A 14,900-nucleotide genomic window follows, 5' to 3' on the forward strand; every position below is an offset into this window, starting at 1 on the left:
TTGGTCTGATGACCCTGTTTGGGCTACAGCGCCGCTGTCCAAACTCTGTAACGTCCCTGCCCTGTCACCTCGCGGATCAAGCCCCTCCGACTGAAACGGTCAATGTTGCGCTGAACCGCAGCGCGTGAGGCTTTAGTCAGCTCTTCCGCCAATGGGGCCGAGACCATTGGCCAGGCCGTAAACACGTCGATCAGTCTTGGTGGTGTGCGCCCGCTCAACTCTGCAGTGGTCTCTCTGGCGCGTTGCTCCCAGGCGCTGACCCGGTCCAGGTGCAGCAAGGCGGACAATACCGCCTGCCCTGTTCCCCTGATCCAGGTAGCAAGCTTTTCTGATGGTTCACCAACACCTCTCAACGCACCCGGACCCGACAGAACCAAGGGCATGAACACAGCCCCGCCCCGCCCCATCTTGGCCGCATGACGGGCGGCAATGATTGTAGCCTCGGTATCCTGTCCGATGCCTTGAGACAGGGCCCGCCAGGCATGAAAACCGATGGCGGCCTGCGTCACCGGGTGCAGCCCCTCGGAATTGCGCATGACTTCGGCAAGATCGGCGATGGCTTCGGGGACTTCGTCAATCCCCTGCGCAATTCGATCTAAAAAGGCTGTCAGGCCAATCTCCCACCCGCCATCCGATGGCGCGGCGCCGGATGTTAGCCGCCGTACGGCCCAACCCGCGCGGTACAGGGCCTGCACATCATCCCCGGTTGCACCAATGCGAAGCCCGGTCCAAAGCGCCAGCCGATCAACGCTGATCCGGTCGCCGGTCCACCATCCCAAATCGGATACATCCATCAGCGCCAGCCGGTGTGTCCACCCATCCGGACCGGCGCGCAAACGTTCGTCCAAGGCGCCAAAACTAACTGCCAGATCGGCCAGTTCAAACGACAGATCTGCCTGCGCCGCACGCCAGTCCTTGGGATCAAACAAAAGACTGCGGTCGACCCTTGGGCCGGGCGGCAGGAAATCCTCGACGGCCTCTTCGTCAGGTGGCAGGAACCACAGATCATCCTCATCAGCGTCGTCATCATCATAGATGCTGCGCGGGCCGAGGGGGTCCTCGTCCTCATCCGGGTCGGGGATGAAGGGTGTAGTGGTCATGCCCGCTATATTTCTGGTATTTCCGCAGGTTCACAAGGCGTTTTTGACACCACCTCAGCTTGCAAAGGTCGCGGTCAGAATATCCAGCTTACTTTCCAGGTCAGTCTGATCGCTGTCACCAATCAGCATATAGCCATAACCGTCTTTGGACCAGGTGGCCGTCGCCAACCCGCTGAGCACTGCCTCTTTCAAATCCTTGCTTGGCGCGCCTTCACCCTGACGGATGACACAGAAGGCAAAAGGCTGGCCCTGTTCATTCGCAAAGACCACTTGAACCAACGGTTTGCCCCTGAAGGACAACACCTGCGCACGCTTCAATTCCATCCCCGGCAACGCCTCAAGAGTGTCACGTCTCAAGGACAGACCCAGCTGTGCCTCGGCCTGATCAAACTGAGTTGTCAACGCCTGTTCCGAGCTGTCCATCCCCGCGATCGTGTCCGCCGCATATAGTGATTGATAGATCGCCGCCTGCTCAGCCCACCCCATGGGCTGAGGCCTGGTTACCCAATATGTGGCCGACACAGAAATCACCGCGACAGATGCAGCTACGGCCAACAGGCGCAGAGGATCGCCACTGGTTTGTATCTCGGCATTTGGGTCAGACAAAACCACCTGGGGCATCTCGGCCGGGACATGTTCAAACACCGCTTGTACCACCGGTGCGAATGGATCAAGCCCCATCAGGCGCGCCTCAAGCTCGGGTTCGGCCGCAACCGCAGCTTCTATCGCCTGTGCCTCGGCTTCATTCGCTTTGCCTTCCAGGTACGCTTTGAGAACTTCATCGGAAAACTTCATTTGCGACTCCGTCGAACGGCATCTGCCGCCTCATGCTGCATCACGACTTTCAGTTTTTGTCGCGCATTGGACAGCCTGCTCATGATCGTTCCTATTGGCACCTCCAGCAATGCTGCGGCCTCGCGGTAGCTATAGCCTTCGACATAGACCAGCATCACCGTTTCTCGCTGTGCTTCTGGCAACTGCATCACTTGGGTAAACACTTCGGCGGCGAATATATTCGTTTCCGAGTCCGGTCCGGATGCAATCAGCTCTGACTCTGGGGTCAACGACAGTGCCTGCGCTTTTCGGACCGAGCGGGCACGCAGCTCATTCAACCAGATTGAACGGCAGATCGTCATCAACCAACTGTCCAACCGCTCAAATGACGTGACCTGGTGGTGACGTTCAAGTGCACGCAGGCAAGTGGCCTGCAACAGATCATCGGCCACATCGGAAGCACCCGACAGGGCAAGCCCAAACCGCCAGACGCGCCTAGAATGCGTCTGGATCGCGCCGCGCACGGCCTGCTCGGAACTCAATTCACCGACCATAGTTTGCTTCACGACCTCTATCATTTTCACGAACCAGGTTCGCTGGGTCAGGCCTGACATACCCTGCGCGGGAAAGAAATGGAACTTATGTTGAAAAGGAAAGTACCATGAGGTCTTTGAAATTGCCCGTAATCTGATCGGAAATCCGCAGGCTCTGATCGAAACATCCTCACTAGGAACGGAGTCTACATCCAGACAGCCGGATCAAGGAGATGGGTTTAGGTCGCGAAGATACACGTACATATCCCGCGTACTCTATTTTCTGGATCGTTGTTGTGAGGTCAGATTTCAGGCATGAAGCCGCTTCACGACTGCGCTTCATCTAGGCGTTTGATCTCTGTGCAGATATACTCGGCCAGCTTTTGTTGAAATGCTGTGAGGTTCCGGTCTTTTCGTTGAACAAGATAGATCGGAAAGGCCAGCGACATCCCCGGTGTTTTTATCTCTCGTAAAGACCCGTTTTCCAATTCGTCTTTAACAGAAGACCAAAACAGGAATGAGATGCCCGCCCCTGCCCGGACGGCCTGTTTGATGGCTTCGCCATGTCCAAATTCCAGTGTGACGTTGCTTCTGATTATTCCATGAGTCATCAGCGCATAGTCTTCGAGATCGCGCCGGGCAGTATTTGTCCTTGCGGTGACAAATGGAAGGTCCTTCAACTTCTCTGGTGTCACCTGATTGCCAACAAAGGTCGTCTTATCTGACCCCGCCAAGATCAATCTTTCATTGTACAACGGCGTTACATCAAGCCCGCGGATTCCGTGAATCTGGTCGACAATCGTCAGTCCAAAGTCACATTCGCCTCTCAATACCTGCTCGCTGGCCAGTTTTGGGCTCGCGACCTGTACTGAAATATCACTCTGTTCGTGGTCCGTTTTGAACTGAGAAACAATGGACGGCAGGATGTATGACCCCAAAGTCATTGACGCGGCGATTGAGGCGTGCCCAACCGCGCCGGATTTGCGGTCCTGAAGTTCCTGCTCAAGCTCTCGTGTCTGCGACACGATTTCCTTGGCCCAGACGTATATGCGTTTCCCATCTTCTGTCAGCGCTATCCGCCGCCCATTGCGCTGCGTAAGCTGCACCCCCAGTTTTTCAGAAAGCGCCTTGATATGCGTAGTTACAACGGGTTGTGCGATGCTGCATTCCTCAGCAGCCCGCGAAACGCTTTCTAACTCGGCGACGTGACAAAACACTTCAAGCTTGTGAAGTGTTAGCTGACTGATGAGTGACCGCATCTGTTGACCCTCGCCCTTGGACTTTTTTGTTCTGATGAACTTCCACTGTCATATCTATTATATGATATGAATTACCTCTGTACTATATATTTTTCATCAGGCGTCAGCGTTTCTATTTTGCACCCCAACTTGGCTTGGAGATGTAGATGGCTCTTGATCACGACTCACAAAACGACGCTCGGCTAATTGATGCGGCTATTAACGAGTTGGTTTTGGCCAATAGAATTCTTGCGCGTGAAGACGTTATAGACAGTTTTGGGCACGTCAGCGTGCGCCACCCGCTGCGGAAAGATCGCTATTTTCTGTCCCGTTCGCGCAGCCCTATCAATGTGACTCGCGAGGACATCATGGAGTTCACTTTGGAAGGTGAACTTATCGGCGAAGATCATCGTCGGCCATATAACGAACGACATATTCATGGGGCGATCTACAAAGACCGACCCGATGTGAACTCGGTGGCGCATCATCATGCGCGCTCGATCATTCCGTTCACAATGAATGATGTGTCCTTGCGTCCGATCTTTCACATGTCGTCAGTCATTGGCAAAGAAGTTCCGACCTGGGACAGCCAGGACGAGTTTGGTGACACCAACATGTTGGTTGACCGGATGGATATGGGCCACTCTCTTTCGCGCGCGCTTGGGCAAAACAGTGTTGCCCTGCTGCGTGGCCACGGCTGTATCTGTGTGGCTGCAAACATCCGGGCAGTTTGCATGGTTGCGACCGGTCTTAAAGACAATGCCGCGCTGGTTCAGCAGTCGCTGGCGCTGGGTTCCCTCAAACATCTTACAGATGGTGAAATCGACAAAACCAGCGCGATGCTTTTGGGCGACATGCCCTTGGCCCGGGCTTGGGATTACTGGGTGTCGCGTGCGGGCTTCGCCGGCTTGTAACAAAGCCGAGCCGCGCATTTCCGGCAAATGGATATAGCTAAGAGCGTTGCCTGTGTGACCTCTTGCCAAAGTGACTAAGGAGGCAACAGTGCCAATAGAGCCTATTTTGATTGCAGGTGCCGGAATCGGCGGCTTGGCCGCCGCAGCTGGTCTTGCCCGCAAGGGTTTTCGTTCGATCGTTGTCGAACAGGCCCCCATTTTGGGAGAGATCGGTGCTGGTATCCAGATCGGACCAAATGCCTTTCACGCTTTTGACTATCTGGGCGTTGGAGACGAGGCGCGATCCAAGGCCGTGTATGTCGATTCACTGCGTCTAATGGATGCTAAGAACGGGAATGATATCACAACAATCCCACTGGGTGAGGACTTCAGAAAACGTATGGGCAACCCATACGCTGTTGTTCACCGCGCCGATCTGCACTCGGTCCTACTGGATTATTGCGAAGCAAGTGACCTGATCGACATTCGAACGAACACACTTGTCAGCGGTTACGAACAGGATGGAAAATCCGTCAGCCTCAAGACATCTCTGGGTGTATTCAAAGGCGCTGCGCTGATCGGTGCGGAAGGGCTTCGTTCACCAATCCGAGCCCAGATGATCGGAGATGGCGAGCCCAGAATTTCAGGTCACACCACATATCGAAGCGTCATTCCCACAGAGCAGATGCCTGAAGATCTGCGCTGGAATGCTGCAACATTGTGGGCTGGCCCCAAATGCCACATCGTGCACTATCCACTGAAGGGCGGGAAGGTTTACAATCTGGTTGTCACCTATCACCGCGACCTGCAGGAGCCTATTGCAGGTCGACCCGTTAGCCGCAAAGAAGTGATGCAGGGCTTTGAACACATTGCCCCCCGAGCGCGTCAGATCATCGAACACGGTCAGGACTGGAAGCTTTGGGTGCTTTGTGACCGCGATCCGATTTCCAACTGGCGCGATGGTCGCGTGGCTCTCTTGGGCGATGCGGCTCATCCAATGCTGCAGTATTTTGCTCAGGGCGCATGTATGGCGCTCGAGGATGCTGTCTGCTTGTCGCATTGCATGGAAAACTATGGCGACAACATCGAGAACGCGTTGGAAACCTACCAGAACCAACGCCGGGTTCGGACGGCACGTGTTCAGATGAACTCGCGCCTGATCGGCGACTATATCTATCACCCGGACGATGCGCAGGCCGCCGTACGCGACCACGTAATGTCGAACATGACACCCGACGAATGGTGCGACCAACTTCATTGGTTGTACGGATCGAATGGACTTGAAAATTAAAGGATAACAGATGGGCTACGTTTTCCCCCCTCAAAACACCGTAACCCTTCCGGTAGCTGGCAGCGATGATCGTCTGCCAGTGCGCCGTATTTTGTGCGTCGGCCGGAACTATGCGGCACACGCACGCGAAATGGGTAAAGACCCTGACCGCGATCCGCCGTTCTTCTTTTCGAAACCCGCTGATGCAGTGGTTATGGACGGCGAAACCGTCGCATACCCGGCTGAGACCGCCAATTTCCACTACGAAGCGGAATTGGTCGTTGCGATCGGCAAAGAAGGTCGCAACATTCCAATGAACAACAGCCTCGATCACGTCTGGGGCTACGCTGTCGGCAATGACCTGACCCGCCGGGACCTGCAGCTTGCAGCCCGGGAACAGGGACGCCCCTGGGACATGGGTAAGTCGTTTGACCGCTCGGCCCCGATTGGCCCGATCCACCCGGTTTCGGCCGTTGGCCACCTGTCAACCGGGGAAATCAAGCTGACCGTCAACGGAGAAGTTAAGCAGCAGGCTGATCTTTCGGAATTAATTTGGTCCGTTCCCGAAATCGTTTCGATCCTGTCCAGCTTCATCGAGCTAAAACCAGGCGACCTGATCATGACCGGCACGCCGGCAGGTGTTGGATCGATGGTTCCTGGTGATGTCTGTGTCGTCAGCATCGAAGGGCTGGGGCACATCACCACAACAATCGGGGCCGCTGAATGAACTTTCAGCTGCATAACTTCTTCAGGTCTTCAACATCGACGCGTTTGCGTGCGGTGTTGAACCTGAAAGGGTTGGACTACGACTATATCGCCTATGTTCTTCGCACGGGCGAAACCAGAAGTCCCCAATATCTGGCTATGAACCCCCAAGGGTTGGTTCCTTCCCTTGTACGGGAAGATGGCACGGTCATGACCCAATCCCTTGCCATCATCGAATGGCTGGATGAGGTTTATCCCGAACCTGCACTTTTTCCTTCCGATCCAGACGGAAAGGCGCAGGACCGTGCGCTTGCCTATATGATTGCATGTGACATCCATCCGCTGAACAACCTGCGCGTATTGCAATATTTGGGCAGTGAATTCGATGCGGATGAGGAAAAGCAGAAAAGCTGGTTCACACATTGGGTGAAAACCACACTTGATGCGTTTGAACAGACGCTGGCGTCTCGGGAAGAACAATCAATCTATTGCTTGTCCGACACACCCGGATTGGCCGATGTCTGTTTGTATGCGCAAATCTGGAACAATAAGAGATTTGGCATCCCGATGAATGATTGGCCAAACATATCGCGTATTTACAAAGCATTGGATGCACTTCCTGCGTTCCGAAATGCGGCGCCACCGAACCAGCCCGATGCAGTATAATGAAAGACTTTAGGAGACTGTTTTGAGTTCCGATACCAGCCACGAGAACGTTGAGCATTCAATGCAGCCCGAAGACAGCCCCGAGCTGCGCAATTTGTACAAGAATTTTGCAGACGAGCATATCATTCCGCTCTGGACTCAGCTTGGGGATTTGATGCCCATGCATCCCAAGCCGAAGGCCATTCCTTATGTTTGGAAGTGGCAAACGATCCTGCCTCTGGCCGAAGCGTCTGGTGATCTTGTCCCGGTCGGTCGGGGTGGCGAGCGTCGCGCGTTGGGATTGGCCAATCCCGGCCTTGGCGGCAACGCATACATAACCCCCACGCTTTGGGCAGCGATCCAATACTTGGGCCCCAAGGAAACCGCGCCTGAACACCGCCACTCACAAAATGCGTTTCGTTTCGTCGTCGAAGGCGAAGGGGTTTGGACCGTTGTCAATGGCGATCCGGTTCGAATGAGCCGCGGAGACCTGTTGCTGACACCAGGTTGGAACTTCCATGGTCATCACAACGATACCGACAATCCCATGGCCTGGATTGATGGTCTGGACATTCCGTTCAGCCAACAAAACGATGTCGGATTCTTCGAGTTCGGATCGGATCGGGTAACCGATTATGCGACGCCGCGGTTCTCACAAGGAGAGCGTCTGTGGTGCCACCCAGGTCTGCGGCCATTGTCGCAACTGCAGAACACCGTTTCGTCGCCAATCGGCGCATATCGCTGGGAGTTCACGGACCGGGCGCTGACAGAACAGCTTTTGCTGGAAGACGAAGGAAACCCGGCAACCATAGCGCCGGGCCACGCCGCGATCCGATATGTGAATCCAACGACCGGAGGCGATGTGATGTCGACAATCCGGTGCGAATTCCATCGTCTGCGTGAAGGAACAAATACCCAGACACGACGCGATGTCGGATCAACCGTGTTCCAGGTATTCGAAGGCAGTGGTGCGGTCATCATAAACGGTGAACGTCGCGCGTTGGACATCGGCGACCTGTTTGTGATCCCGTCCTGGGTTCCATGGGCCTTGGAGGCGGAAACACAATTTGATCTTTTCCGTTTTTCGGATGCCCCGATTATGGAACGGCTCAACTTCGCGCGCAGCTACGTCGAAGGCCAAGAGTGACCGATAAGGCACGGCAAGACCACCGAGCAAGAATGGGTTCTGGCGCCAGATTTGATTCAGATCTGGCACCAAAGCAAGACTTGCTTCTAGCCCGCCGCGGCACCGCATTTTTTGCACGCTTATTAAATGATCTACCCGATACCGCTTTATCAGCGGACAGCACTGTGCCTGGTTGGCAGCGGCGACATGTCATTGCTTCAGTCGGTTTGCACGCCCGGGACATGTGCGAAACGATTGAACGTGTTCGATCTGATAGCCCCAGCTTTGAAACAACGGTCCCTGGGCGAAATGACATACATGAATACGCAACAATTCCAGCCCGCGCGCTTCATCATCTCTTCAGCCACGCGGCCGTTCACTTAAATGTAGTTTGGCGTGACTTAACTGATTTCGAATGGGGAATGTCCGATCCTCAGACCTCAATATCGGACACGCCTTCCGAACGTGCAAAGGTCATATGGGGCGCGGCGCTTGACTTGAATGTCGGGGCTGACTCCGCTGTATTTCCAGATCAGGCCCGGGCCCTTTTGGAAGAGCGCCATCACCAATAGACGGCGAGTGGATCCGTCTGAATATCGCTTCTGATCGCTGGGCGTGAATGCACATCAAAACAGCGACGAAAGTCCATTCGACTTCAATCTATGCGCGATCTACGAATGCTAGATAGCAATTCGAATCTCTCGCTTTGCATCCCCCAAAAGGCGTCAAAGTTTCTCTTTTGGTTGTCAATCCTGACGAACTTCAACCCCAGTTTGAAAATCTATGACAGAATTATCATTTTAAAGGAAAAACACTGTATTTTTAAAAGTGTTTTCTTTGTATTTGGGAATTCTGTACTCTATAAGCTTCCCAATACTCATATTTAGGGATTTCTAGGGAGGACCTCATGAATACCAAGACACCACTAATGGGCATGGCCTTGGCGGCGTGTGCTACCATGGCAATGGCAGAAGAACAGGACACTCAGGATGGCGGCCAGCAGGGCCAGCTACCGGTTGGGATTGCTGCGATCTACAACCTTGGCGGGTCTGGCTTGCTGGAAAGCTATCTGTCGAATGAACCGTTTGGCATAGCTCAGACAAGGATTGGGGTCGCGCGCGCTGTTACCGGTGTCGCGCATGCAGGAGGGCCAACATCCGGATATGAGACGTCACCTGTCTCGGGGATCATTGATATTCATGCGTTGAAGATGATCGGGCCGGATTCCTTCATTCGGTTTTCGACTGAATACGTCGCCACAGATGGTGATGGCAGCATCGTCGTGGTAGACGCCGACACCATTCGTCTCGATGCTCAGTACGTCAAATTTTTTGATGTGAATACGATGCTTGCATTCGGCGCCTTTTACGAAAACACCGACATCGAAAACATTGGCGTTGCCGATTTGACCTATGGCGGATGGGGTCTGCGCGCGGATGCCTTGAAGCAATTCAATCCAAATTGGGGCATGTCGGCTCGGATGGAATACATGTTCGGCGAGACTGATATCTCGCTGCCGGTAAGCCCAACAGCCACATTGACCCAAAACCAGGACGATGATCGCCTGTACATCCAATCTGAGCTTGTCGGCCGGTTTGATAAGTCAGACTTGAAATGGTTGCCCCAAGGATGGGTGTTGAACCCAATCTTTGGCGTTTTGTACCAACGGGCATGGATCGAAGAGACTGCTGACAGCTTTGGCAATCTGGCGTCAGGTGTCGATGGTCCGGACGAGACCTATAGCACAATCTGGGCCAAGGCCAGGATCTCAAAAGAGCTGAGACCAGGAACTTGGTCACCCAAGGCGACGTTGGGCCTTGAACATGAGTTGGTCAACGACTTGGATGAGTACCTTGACGAACCGACCTACGGTGTTGTCGGGCTGGGGATTACGCATCTGACGAATTCCGGCGGCTATTTCGACCTGACATATTCCGGTCGCCTCGGCCTGAACGGTGTGCGCCGGCAAAACGGGCTCACTTTTGCCTTCACCAAGGCGTTCTGATCTATTTAGAAAAAGGGCGGCACATCTGGGCCGCCCATTACCCAAGTACAACAGCATTCAAAAGCTGCAGAAGAAAGCCAGCCCTCATAGACGATCCGGCGGCTACTTTTGATAGGCTGTATGTTCTCGTCACCCAGTTCTAGTGCTCTGAATCTTGTAACGTATGAAGCACGCGTTGCATCAGGCTCACAAATTGCTCCCGTTCGTCCGGAGCAAGGTCTTTCAATGCCAAATCGTTGACTTTCGTCGCAGCTTCGTAGGCATCGTCGCGGATCGATTTGGCTTTTTCTGTCAGAAAAATGAACTTTGCGCGGCCGTCTGTAGGGTGATGTTTACGCGAAATCAAACCATCACGTTCCATTCTGTTCAACGTGTTCGCCATAGTCGCCTGCTCGATGTCCAGCTTGTCGACAAGTTCCTTCTGCGTCTGCCCATCCTTCTGCCACAGCGCAAGTAATGCGGGGAATTGTCCCGGCACTATGCCCAAAGGTTCAATACGTCTGCGCAATTCCTCAAAAAACAAACGAGCCAAATGGTTTATGAGGTACCCGGGCGAAGACGTGTGATCAAATTCCATAGAACCTTTTAGATTTGCATAGCGGTGGATGCAATGATATATAGCAGGCTATGCACAGCCAAATGTACGACACGCGCAACTGCATAGAAGGACTATCCAGATGAAAACCCGCATCCATGCCACCGCCGGTGGCATCGCGTTTCTAACAATTTTGACATTTTGGACGTCGAGTGTTTTTTCAGAACTGTTCCTTGATCATGAAGCCATTGCATCGGTGAAGACCATGATTTTGCGGGGTATGTTTATCCTGATACCCGCGATGATCATTGCGGGCGGCTCTGGTATGGCGCTTGGGAAAAACCGGACGGACCAGCTGGTATTGGGCAAGAAAAGGCGCATGCCGTTCATTGCCGGAAATGGAATTCTCGTCCTTATCCCATGTGCATTTTTCCTTTCCAGCAAGGCCTCGGCAGGAGAATTTGACACTGTGTTCTATGTCGTACAGGCCGTCGAACTTCTTGCCGGTGCAACCAACCTCAGCCTGCTGGGGATGAATATACGGGATGGGCTGCGTATGACCGGCAAGATCGGCGGCGGTTCTAGCGTTGCGGACAATACCGCAACGATCCGCGGTCTTCCGGATGGCCCCCTTCTGGCTAGAGAGATCCCCAGATTGACCGATGCTGACGGTTCCGATGTAGCCGTGAAAAAATCTTTGGCCTTGTGTCGTTGCGGAGCGTCAAAGTCCAAGCCTTACTGCGACAATTCACATACTAGTATTGGCTTTAGTTCAGCGGTGTCCAAGGATCGAACCCCGGACAAGCTGACCGCCTATCAAGGCAAGGATATCACAGTTCACTACAATCGCCTGTTGTGTTCCCATGCGGGGGAATGCGGCCGCAGATTGAAGCCTGTTTTCGACTCGAGCAGAAAGCCATGGATTGAGCCTGACAATGGCGACGCCAATGCAATTCGCGAAATTGTTGCAGCCTGCCCTTCCGGCGCGTTGTCCTGGAGCGAACCAGGTGGCGAGCCACAGCAACCCAGCGTCGACAACCCCGGCATTACAATCGAGCGTAACGGACCCTTTCGGGTAACCGGAGTTGACTTGCAGGATGTTCAGTGGGCTGAGGGCGCGTCATCCAATAAATACGTCCTTTGCCGGTGCGGTGCCTCCAAGAACAAACCATTCTGCGATGGGTCGCATGTCGACATTGGTTGGGAAGACAGCGCTGTGTGATCTCGATATTCAACTGAGGCAATCGAAATGAAAAGTACAACAACGTCTTATGGGACTGTGGCAATCACTCTGCATTGGCTCAGCGCAGCATTAATCATTGCGCTGTTTGCAAGCGGGTTTCGGGCGGCGTCCATTGATGTCAGCGCCGCGAAGGCAGGGGTTCTTTCAGTCCATGTCCCGATCGGTATTTCGGTACTGTTGCTCACACTTATCCGTATCGGGTGGTGGATGTTTGCTGATCAAAAGCCCGCCCATTTGGAAACTGATCCGGCTTGGCAGGTGTTTATCGGCAAAGCGGTTCATCTCCTGCTCTATATCGTTACCTTGGGTATGGTCGCCAGCGGAATAGGCATGGTCGTGATGTCTGGCGCCGGGACTATTCTATTCGGCGGATCAACTGCACCGTTACCGAACTTCTTCGACTATCCGCCACGGCTTGCACATGGGGCCGGTGCGCGGTTTCTGCTTGTTTTGCTAGCGCTTCATGTCGTTGGCGCGCTTTACCATTACTATGTCAAAAAAGACGGCACTTTCGGGCGCATGTGGTTTGGTCAAAGTTAACTAACTGATTGGGGCGCGGTGCGATTTAGGCCGCGTCTCAATATCTAGCTCGCGTGCCATTTGCCTTGATAGCTTTGGTAATAAGAGCAACAATTTGCTGCTGCTCAGTATCGCTTAGCCCCTCCAGTATTAACTCGTTTTGCTTGCTTGCCCGCTTCAGCGTTGGCTCTTTCAAAGACTTACCATGCTCTGTCAGCCATGTTTGTCGGATGCGCCCATCTTCTGTATCTCGCCGACGGATGATCAGGCCGTCTCGCTCCATCCGAGCCAAAGTATAGGCCATTGTTGCCTGTTCGATCCCGACACGCTCAACCAGTTGTTTTTGCGTCAGGCCGTCGTCTTCCCATAAGTGCACCATGATCGGGAAAACACCTGTTGAAAGGCCAAGAGGCTTTATTTGCTCTTGCAGCGCGTTCGCAAACAGGCGCGCGAGGTGATTAATCAGATATCCCGGAGAATTCTCTCGTGAAAAGGTCATATTCCTTCGATTCTTTTACATAGTAGACTATACATTTATTGTATAGCTTGCTATATGTGTTCTGGCAATGAGTCGTTTCGCATAAGACTCACACCATTAAACATAGCTTACTATGTAATTATGCGAGAAAGGAGACTTCAGATGACTAAGAAAATTCACCCGATTGCAGGCGCCCTTGCCTTTCTTATGATCGCCAGTTTTTGGCTTTCCACTGTGATCGTAGAACTCTTTGGCACCGAAGCACAGATCATCGCGGTCAAAACGACAATACCTTGGGGCTTCTTAATTCTCGTCCCGGCAATGGCCGCTGTTGGCGGCTCGGGTTTCACCCTTGCAGGCAAGCGTCGCGGCGGGGTCCTTGGGGACAAGGCCCGCCGGATGCCAATCATCGCCTTCAACGGCATAGCTATCCTGATTCCTGCAGCCCTTTTTCTGGCCGCTAAAGCGAAAGCCGGAGAACTCGATAGTACCTTTTATCTGGTGCAAACTCTCGAGCTGGTCGCCGGTGCGACGAACCTCACGCTAATGAGCCTTAGCATGCGCGACGGTCTTCGCATGAAAGGTCGACTTCGTCATCGGAAGGTAAAAGCATGATGTCCTTGGCCCGCACGGCGGAAGCGATCACAATCATAGCCTCGGGCATGTTTGCCGGGTCGATGCTGTTTATTGGAATGACGCTTGGCGGCTATTGGCAAAGCCTTGACGCGCAGCAGTTCCTGGACCGGTTTGCTGTGAACAACGTTTTCATCCAGCGAACCATACCCTTGGTATCGATGCCGGCTCTTCTCGGCTCGATTCTCTGCGTGGCTTTGTTTTGGCGAAGCCCCGCTCGTGGAATGTGGATTGCGGCGCTACTCAGTTGGATGATCGTGGCGATCCTGACATTCGCATTCTTTGTTCCGACGAACACGGCTTTTGCCTCTGGGGGTATGCCAACAGCTGAAGTTGCTGACACGCTGGAGCTTTGGCTGCAGGTGCATTGGCTTCGGATCATCTGCGGGATTGCCGCAACTGTCTTCGCTTATCTGGCAATACGACGAGCTTAAAATCTCGGCACTGACCAAAGGAACCTAAGACGATGAAATCACCTCTCATTCTAGCCACAGCCATAGTGATCACCACGGCTGCATGCGGCGCGACCTATTTGCAAACCGTTCAGGATGCCAAAGCTGCATTACAAGGTGCTCCTGCCGAACGTCTGAAAACCTGCATTGGCGAACCCGCGACTGTGGAAATTCAGGGCCGTCAATTCATTGCCACCTATAGTTCTGCTCAGGCGCGCGGACCGGACGGATTAACACTGCCATCAGCTGCAGCCGCCGAAGACCCTAAGGCTTGCGTCTTCAACTTCATCATCTCGGACCGCGTTATTCAGAACATCAATAGCGAAAACCGCGCCGGTTGGGGCGGTGACAGCATCACGAAATGTGCTGAACTTGTAAAAGCCTGCACAAATCAGGCTCAGTGAAAGGGTTCAAAAATGGATTTTGAGATTGGACTTCGCGGGGGGCTTTCCGCGCTGGTGACCGTGTTCGCTTTCAGCGCTGGCAGCCCGGTTGTTGCAGATAATACTACCTTTCAATCCGTATGTGCAGAATGCCACACGGGCGGCTTTAAAGGCTTCATGTCAGGCGCGCCCAACGTCAAGAAACCGGACACCTGGCAAAAGTTCCTGCAACGGGATTCAGAACAGCGCATGCGCGATATCGTGTTACGTGGCACCAAGGACCATAAAGCGAAAGGCGGCTGCACCACCTGTAGCGACGAACAGATCGACGCTGCGATCGACTACATGTTGGAGTTGGTGAAGTAACA

At 53.7% G+C, this 14,900-nt stretch carries 19 protein-coding genes; 13 read left to right on the forward strand and 6 right to left on the reverse strand.

From position 1 onward, the window contains the following. Positions 1 to 23: 23 nt before the first annotated feature. The 4 genes from AC2FLG_RS04715 to AC2FLG_RS04730 form a co-directional block, all read right to left on the reverse strand. Positions 24 to 1,100: a helix-turn-helix domain-containing protein gene (locus tag AC2FLG_RS04715; RefSeq protein WP_496705197.1), complete on the reverse strand. Its 1,077-nt coding sequence runs from the start codon at positions 1,098 to 1,100 to the stop codon at positions 24 to 26. A 54-nt stretch (positions 1,101 to 1,154) separates the two neighbouring features. Beyond that, positions 1,155 to 1,895: a hypothetical protein gene (locus AC2FLG_RS04720; protein ID WP_496705199.1), complete on the reverse strand. Its 741-nt coding sequence runs from the start codon at positions 1,893 to 1,895 to the stop codon at positions 1,155 to 1,157. Next, entirely contained in the window at positions 1,892 to 2,488 is a 597-nt protein-coding gene (locus tag AC2FLG_RS04725; RefSeq protein WP_246097204.1) for an RNA polymerase sigma factor, read from the reverse strand. The genes AC2FLG_RS04720 and AC2FLG_RS04725 overlap by 4 nt, the downstream gene beginning before the upstream one ends. Before the next feature lie 245 nt (positions 2,489 to 2,733). Continuing rightward, positions 2,734 to 3,666, reverse strand: coding sequence for a LysR family transcriptional regulator (locus tag AC2FLG_RS04730; RefSeq protein ID WP_496701964.1), 933 nt, complete (start codon positions 3,664 to 3,666; stop codon positions 2,734 to 2,736). 146 nt (positions 3,667 to 3,812) lie between these two features. Here AC2FLG_RS04730 and AC2FLG_RS04735 point away from each other — a divergent pair, with 146 nt between their 5' ends. The 7 genes from AC2FLG_RS04735 (at position 3,813) to AC2FLG_RS04765 (ending at position 10,289) form a co-directional block, all read left to right on the forward strand. Then, a complete protein-coding gene (locus tag AC2FLG_RS04735) occupies positions 3,813 to 4,559 on the forward strand; it encodes a class II aldolase/adducin family protein (protein WP_496705200.1) in 747 nt (248 codons plus the stop codon). A gap of 88 nt (positions 4,560 to 4,647) precedes the next feature. After that, positions 4,648 to 5,829 carry a 3-hydroxybenzoate 6-monooxygenase gene (locus AC2FLG_RS04740; protein WP_496701968.1) on the forward strand — a complete coding sequence of 394 codons (1,182 nt, stop codon included), beginning with the start codon at positions 4,648 to 4,650 and terminating at the stop codon, positions 5,827 to 5,829. A 10-nt stretch (positions 5,830 to 5,839) separates the two neighbouring features. Next, positions 5,840 to 6,535: a fumarylacetoacetate hydrolase family protein gene (locus AC2FLG_RS04745; RefSeq protein ID WP_496705202.1), complete on the forward strand. Its 696-nt coding sequence runs from the start codon at positions 5,840 to 5,842 to the stop codon at positions 6,533 to 6,535. Then, on the forward strand, positions 6,532 to 7,179 hold the full coding sequence (gene maiA / locus AC2FLG_RS04750; RefSeq protein WP_496703105.1) for a maleylacetoacetate isomerase: 648 nt from the start codon (positions 6,532 to 6,534) through the stop codon (positions 7,177 to 7,179). Before AC2FLG_RS04745 ends, maiA begins: the two co-directional genes overlap by 4 nt. A 22-nt stretch (positions 7,180 to 7,201) precedes the next feature. Continuing rightward, positions 7,202 to 8,305 carry a cupin domain-containing protein gene (locus tag AC2FLG_RS04755; RefSeq protein ID WP_496703104.1) on the forward strand — a complete coding sequence of 368 codons (1,104 nt, stop codon included), beginning with the start codon at positions 7,202 to 7,204 and terminating at the stop codon, positions 8,303 to 8,305. A 32-nt stretch (positions 8,306 to 8,337) separates the two neighbouring features. After that, positions 8,338 to 8,856 carry a maleylpyruvate isomerase N-terminal domain-containing protein gene (locus AC2FLG_RS04760; protein WP_496702092.1) on the forward strand — a complete coding sequence of 173 codons (519 nt, stop codon included), beginning with the start codon at positions 8,338 to 8,340 and terminating at the stop codon, positions 8,854 to 8,856. 335 nt (positions 8,857 to 9,191) lie between these two features. After that, positions 9,192 to 10,289, forward strand: coding sequence for an autotransporter outer membrane beta-barrel domain-containing protein (locus AC2FLG_RS04765; RefSeq protein WP_496701976.1), 1,098 nt, complete (start codon positions 9,192 to 9,194; stop codon positions 10,287 to 10,289). Between the two features lie 139 nt (positions 10,290 to 10,428). Here AC2FLG_RS04765 and AC2FLG_RS04770 read toward each other — a convergent pair whose 3' ends face one another. After that, entirely contained in the window at positions 10,429 to 10,866 is a 438-nt protein-coding gene (locus AC2FLG_RS04770) for a MarR family winged helix-turn-helix transcriptional regulator (protein WP_496701978.1), read from the reverse strand. Positions 10,867 to 10,966: 100 nt separating this feature from the next. Between AC2FLG_RS04770 and AC2FLG_RS04775 the strand changes: the two genes are divergently transcribed. Both AC2FLG_RS04775 and AC2FLG_RS04780 read left to right on the forward strand, forming a co-directional pair. Beyond that, positions 10,967 to 12,046, forward strand: coding sequence for a CDGSH iron-sulfur domain-containing protein (locus tag AC2FLG_RS04775; protein WP_496705205.1), 1,080 nt, complete (start codon positions 10,967 to 10,969; stop codon positions 12,044 to 12,046). Positions 12,047 to 12,073: 27 nt separating this feature from the next. Then, the gene (locus AC2FLG_RS04780; protein WP_496705207.1) at positions 12,074 to 12,607 is read left to right on the forward strand and encodes a cytochrome b; all 534 of its coding nucleotides are present in this window, start codon (positions 12,074 to 12,076) and stop codon (positions 12,605 to 12,607) included. 37 nt (positions 12,608 to 12,644) lie between these two features. On the opposite strand, the gene AC2FLG_RS04785 is transcribed toward AC2FLG_RS04780, so the two are convergent. Then, on the reverse strand, positions 12,645 to 13,085 hold the full coding sequence (locus AC2FLG_RS04785; protein WP_496701984.1) for a MarR family winged helix-turn-helix transcriptional regulator: 441 nt from the start codon (positions 13,083 to 13,085) through the stop codon (positions 12,645 to 12,647). A 141-nt stretch (positions 13,086 to 13,226) separates the two neighbouring features. Between AC2FLG_RS04785 and AC2FLG_RS04790 the strand changes: the two genes are divergently transcribed. Genes AC2FLG_RS04790 through AC2FLG_RS04805 form a run of 4 tightly spaced genes read left to right on the forward strand, consistent with a single transcriptional unit; the run spans position 13,227 to position 14,898 of the window. Beyond that, positions 13,227 to 13,679, forward strand: a complete 453-nt coding sequence (locus tag AC2FLG_RS04790; RefSeq protein ID WP_496705209.1) for a hypothetical protein — start codon at positions 13,227 to 13,229, stop codon at positions 13,677 to 13,679. Further along, on the forward strand, positions 13,679 to 14,131 hold the full coding sequence (locus tag AC2FLG_RS04795; RefSeq protein WP_496705211.1) for an anthrone oxygenase family protein: 453 nt from the start codon (positions 13,679 to 13,681) through the stop codon (positions 14,129 to 14,131). Before AC2FLG_RS04790 ends, AC2FLG_RS04795 begins: the two co-directional genes overlap by 1 nt. 32 nt (positions 14,132 to 14,163) lie before the next feature. Further along, positions 14,164 to 14,553: a hypothetical protein gene (locus AC2FLG_RS04800; RefSeq protein WP_496705213.1), complete on the forward strand. Its 390-nt coding sequence runs from the start codon at positions 14,164 to 14,166 to the stop codon at positions 14,551 to 14,553. Between the two features lie 12 nt (positions 14,554 to 14,565). Next, the gene (locus AC2FLG_RS04805; protein ID WP_496705214.1) at positions 14,566 to 14,898 is read left to right on the forward strand and encodes a c-type cytochrome; all 333 of its coding nucleotides are present in this window, start codon (positions 14,566 to 14,568) and stop codon (positions 14,896 to 14,898) included. Positions 14,899 to 14,900: the final 2 nt, after the last annotated feature.

Source organism: Ruegeria sp. CDSA193 (assembly GCF_059611885.1).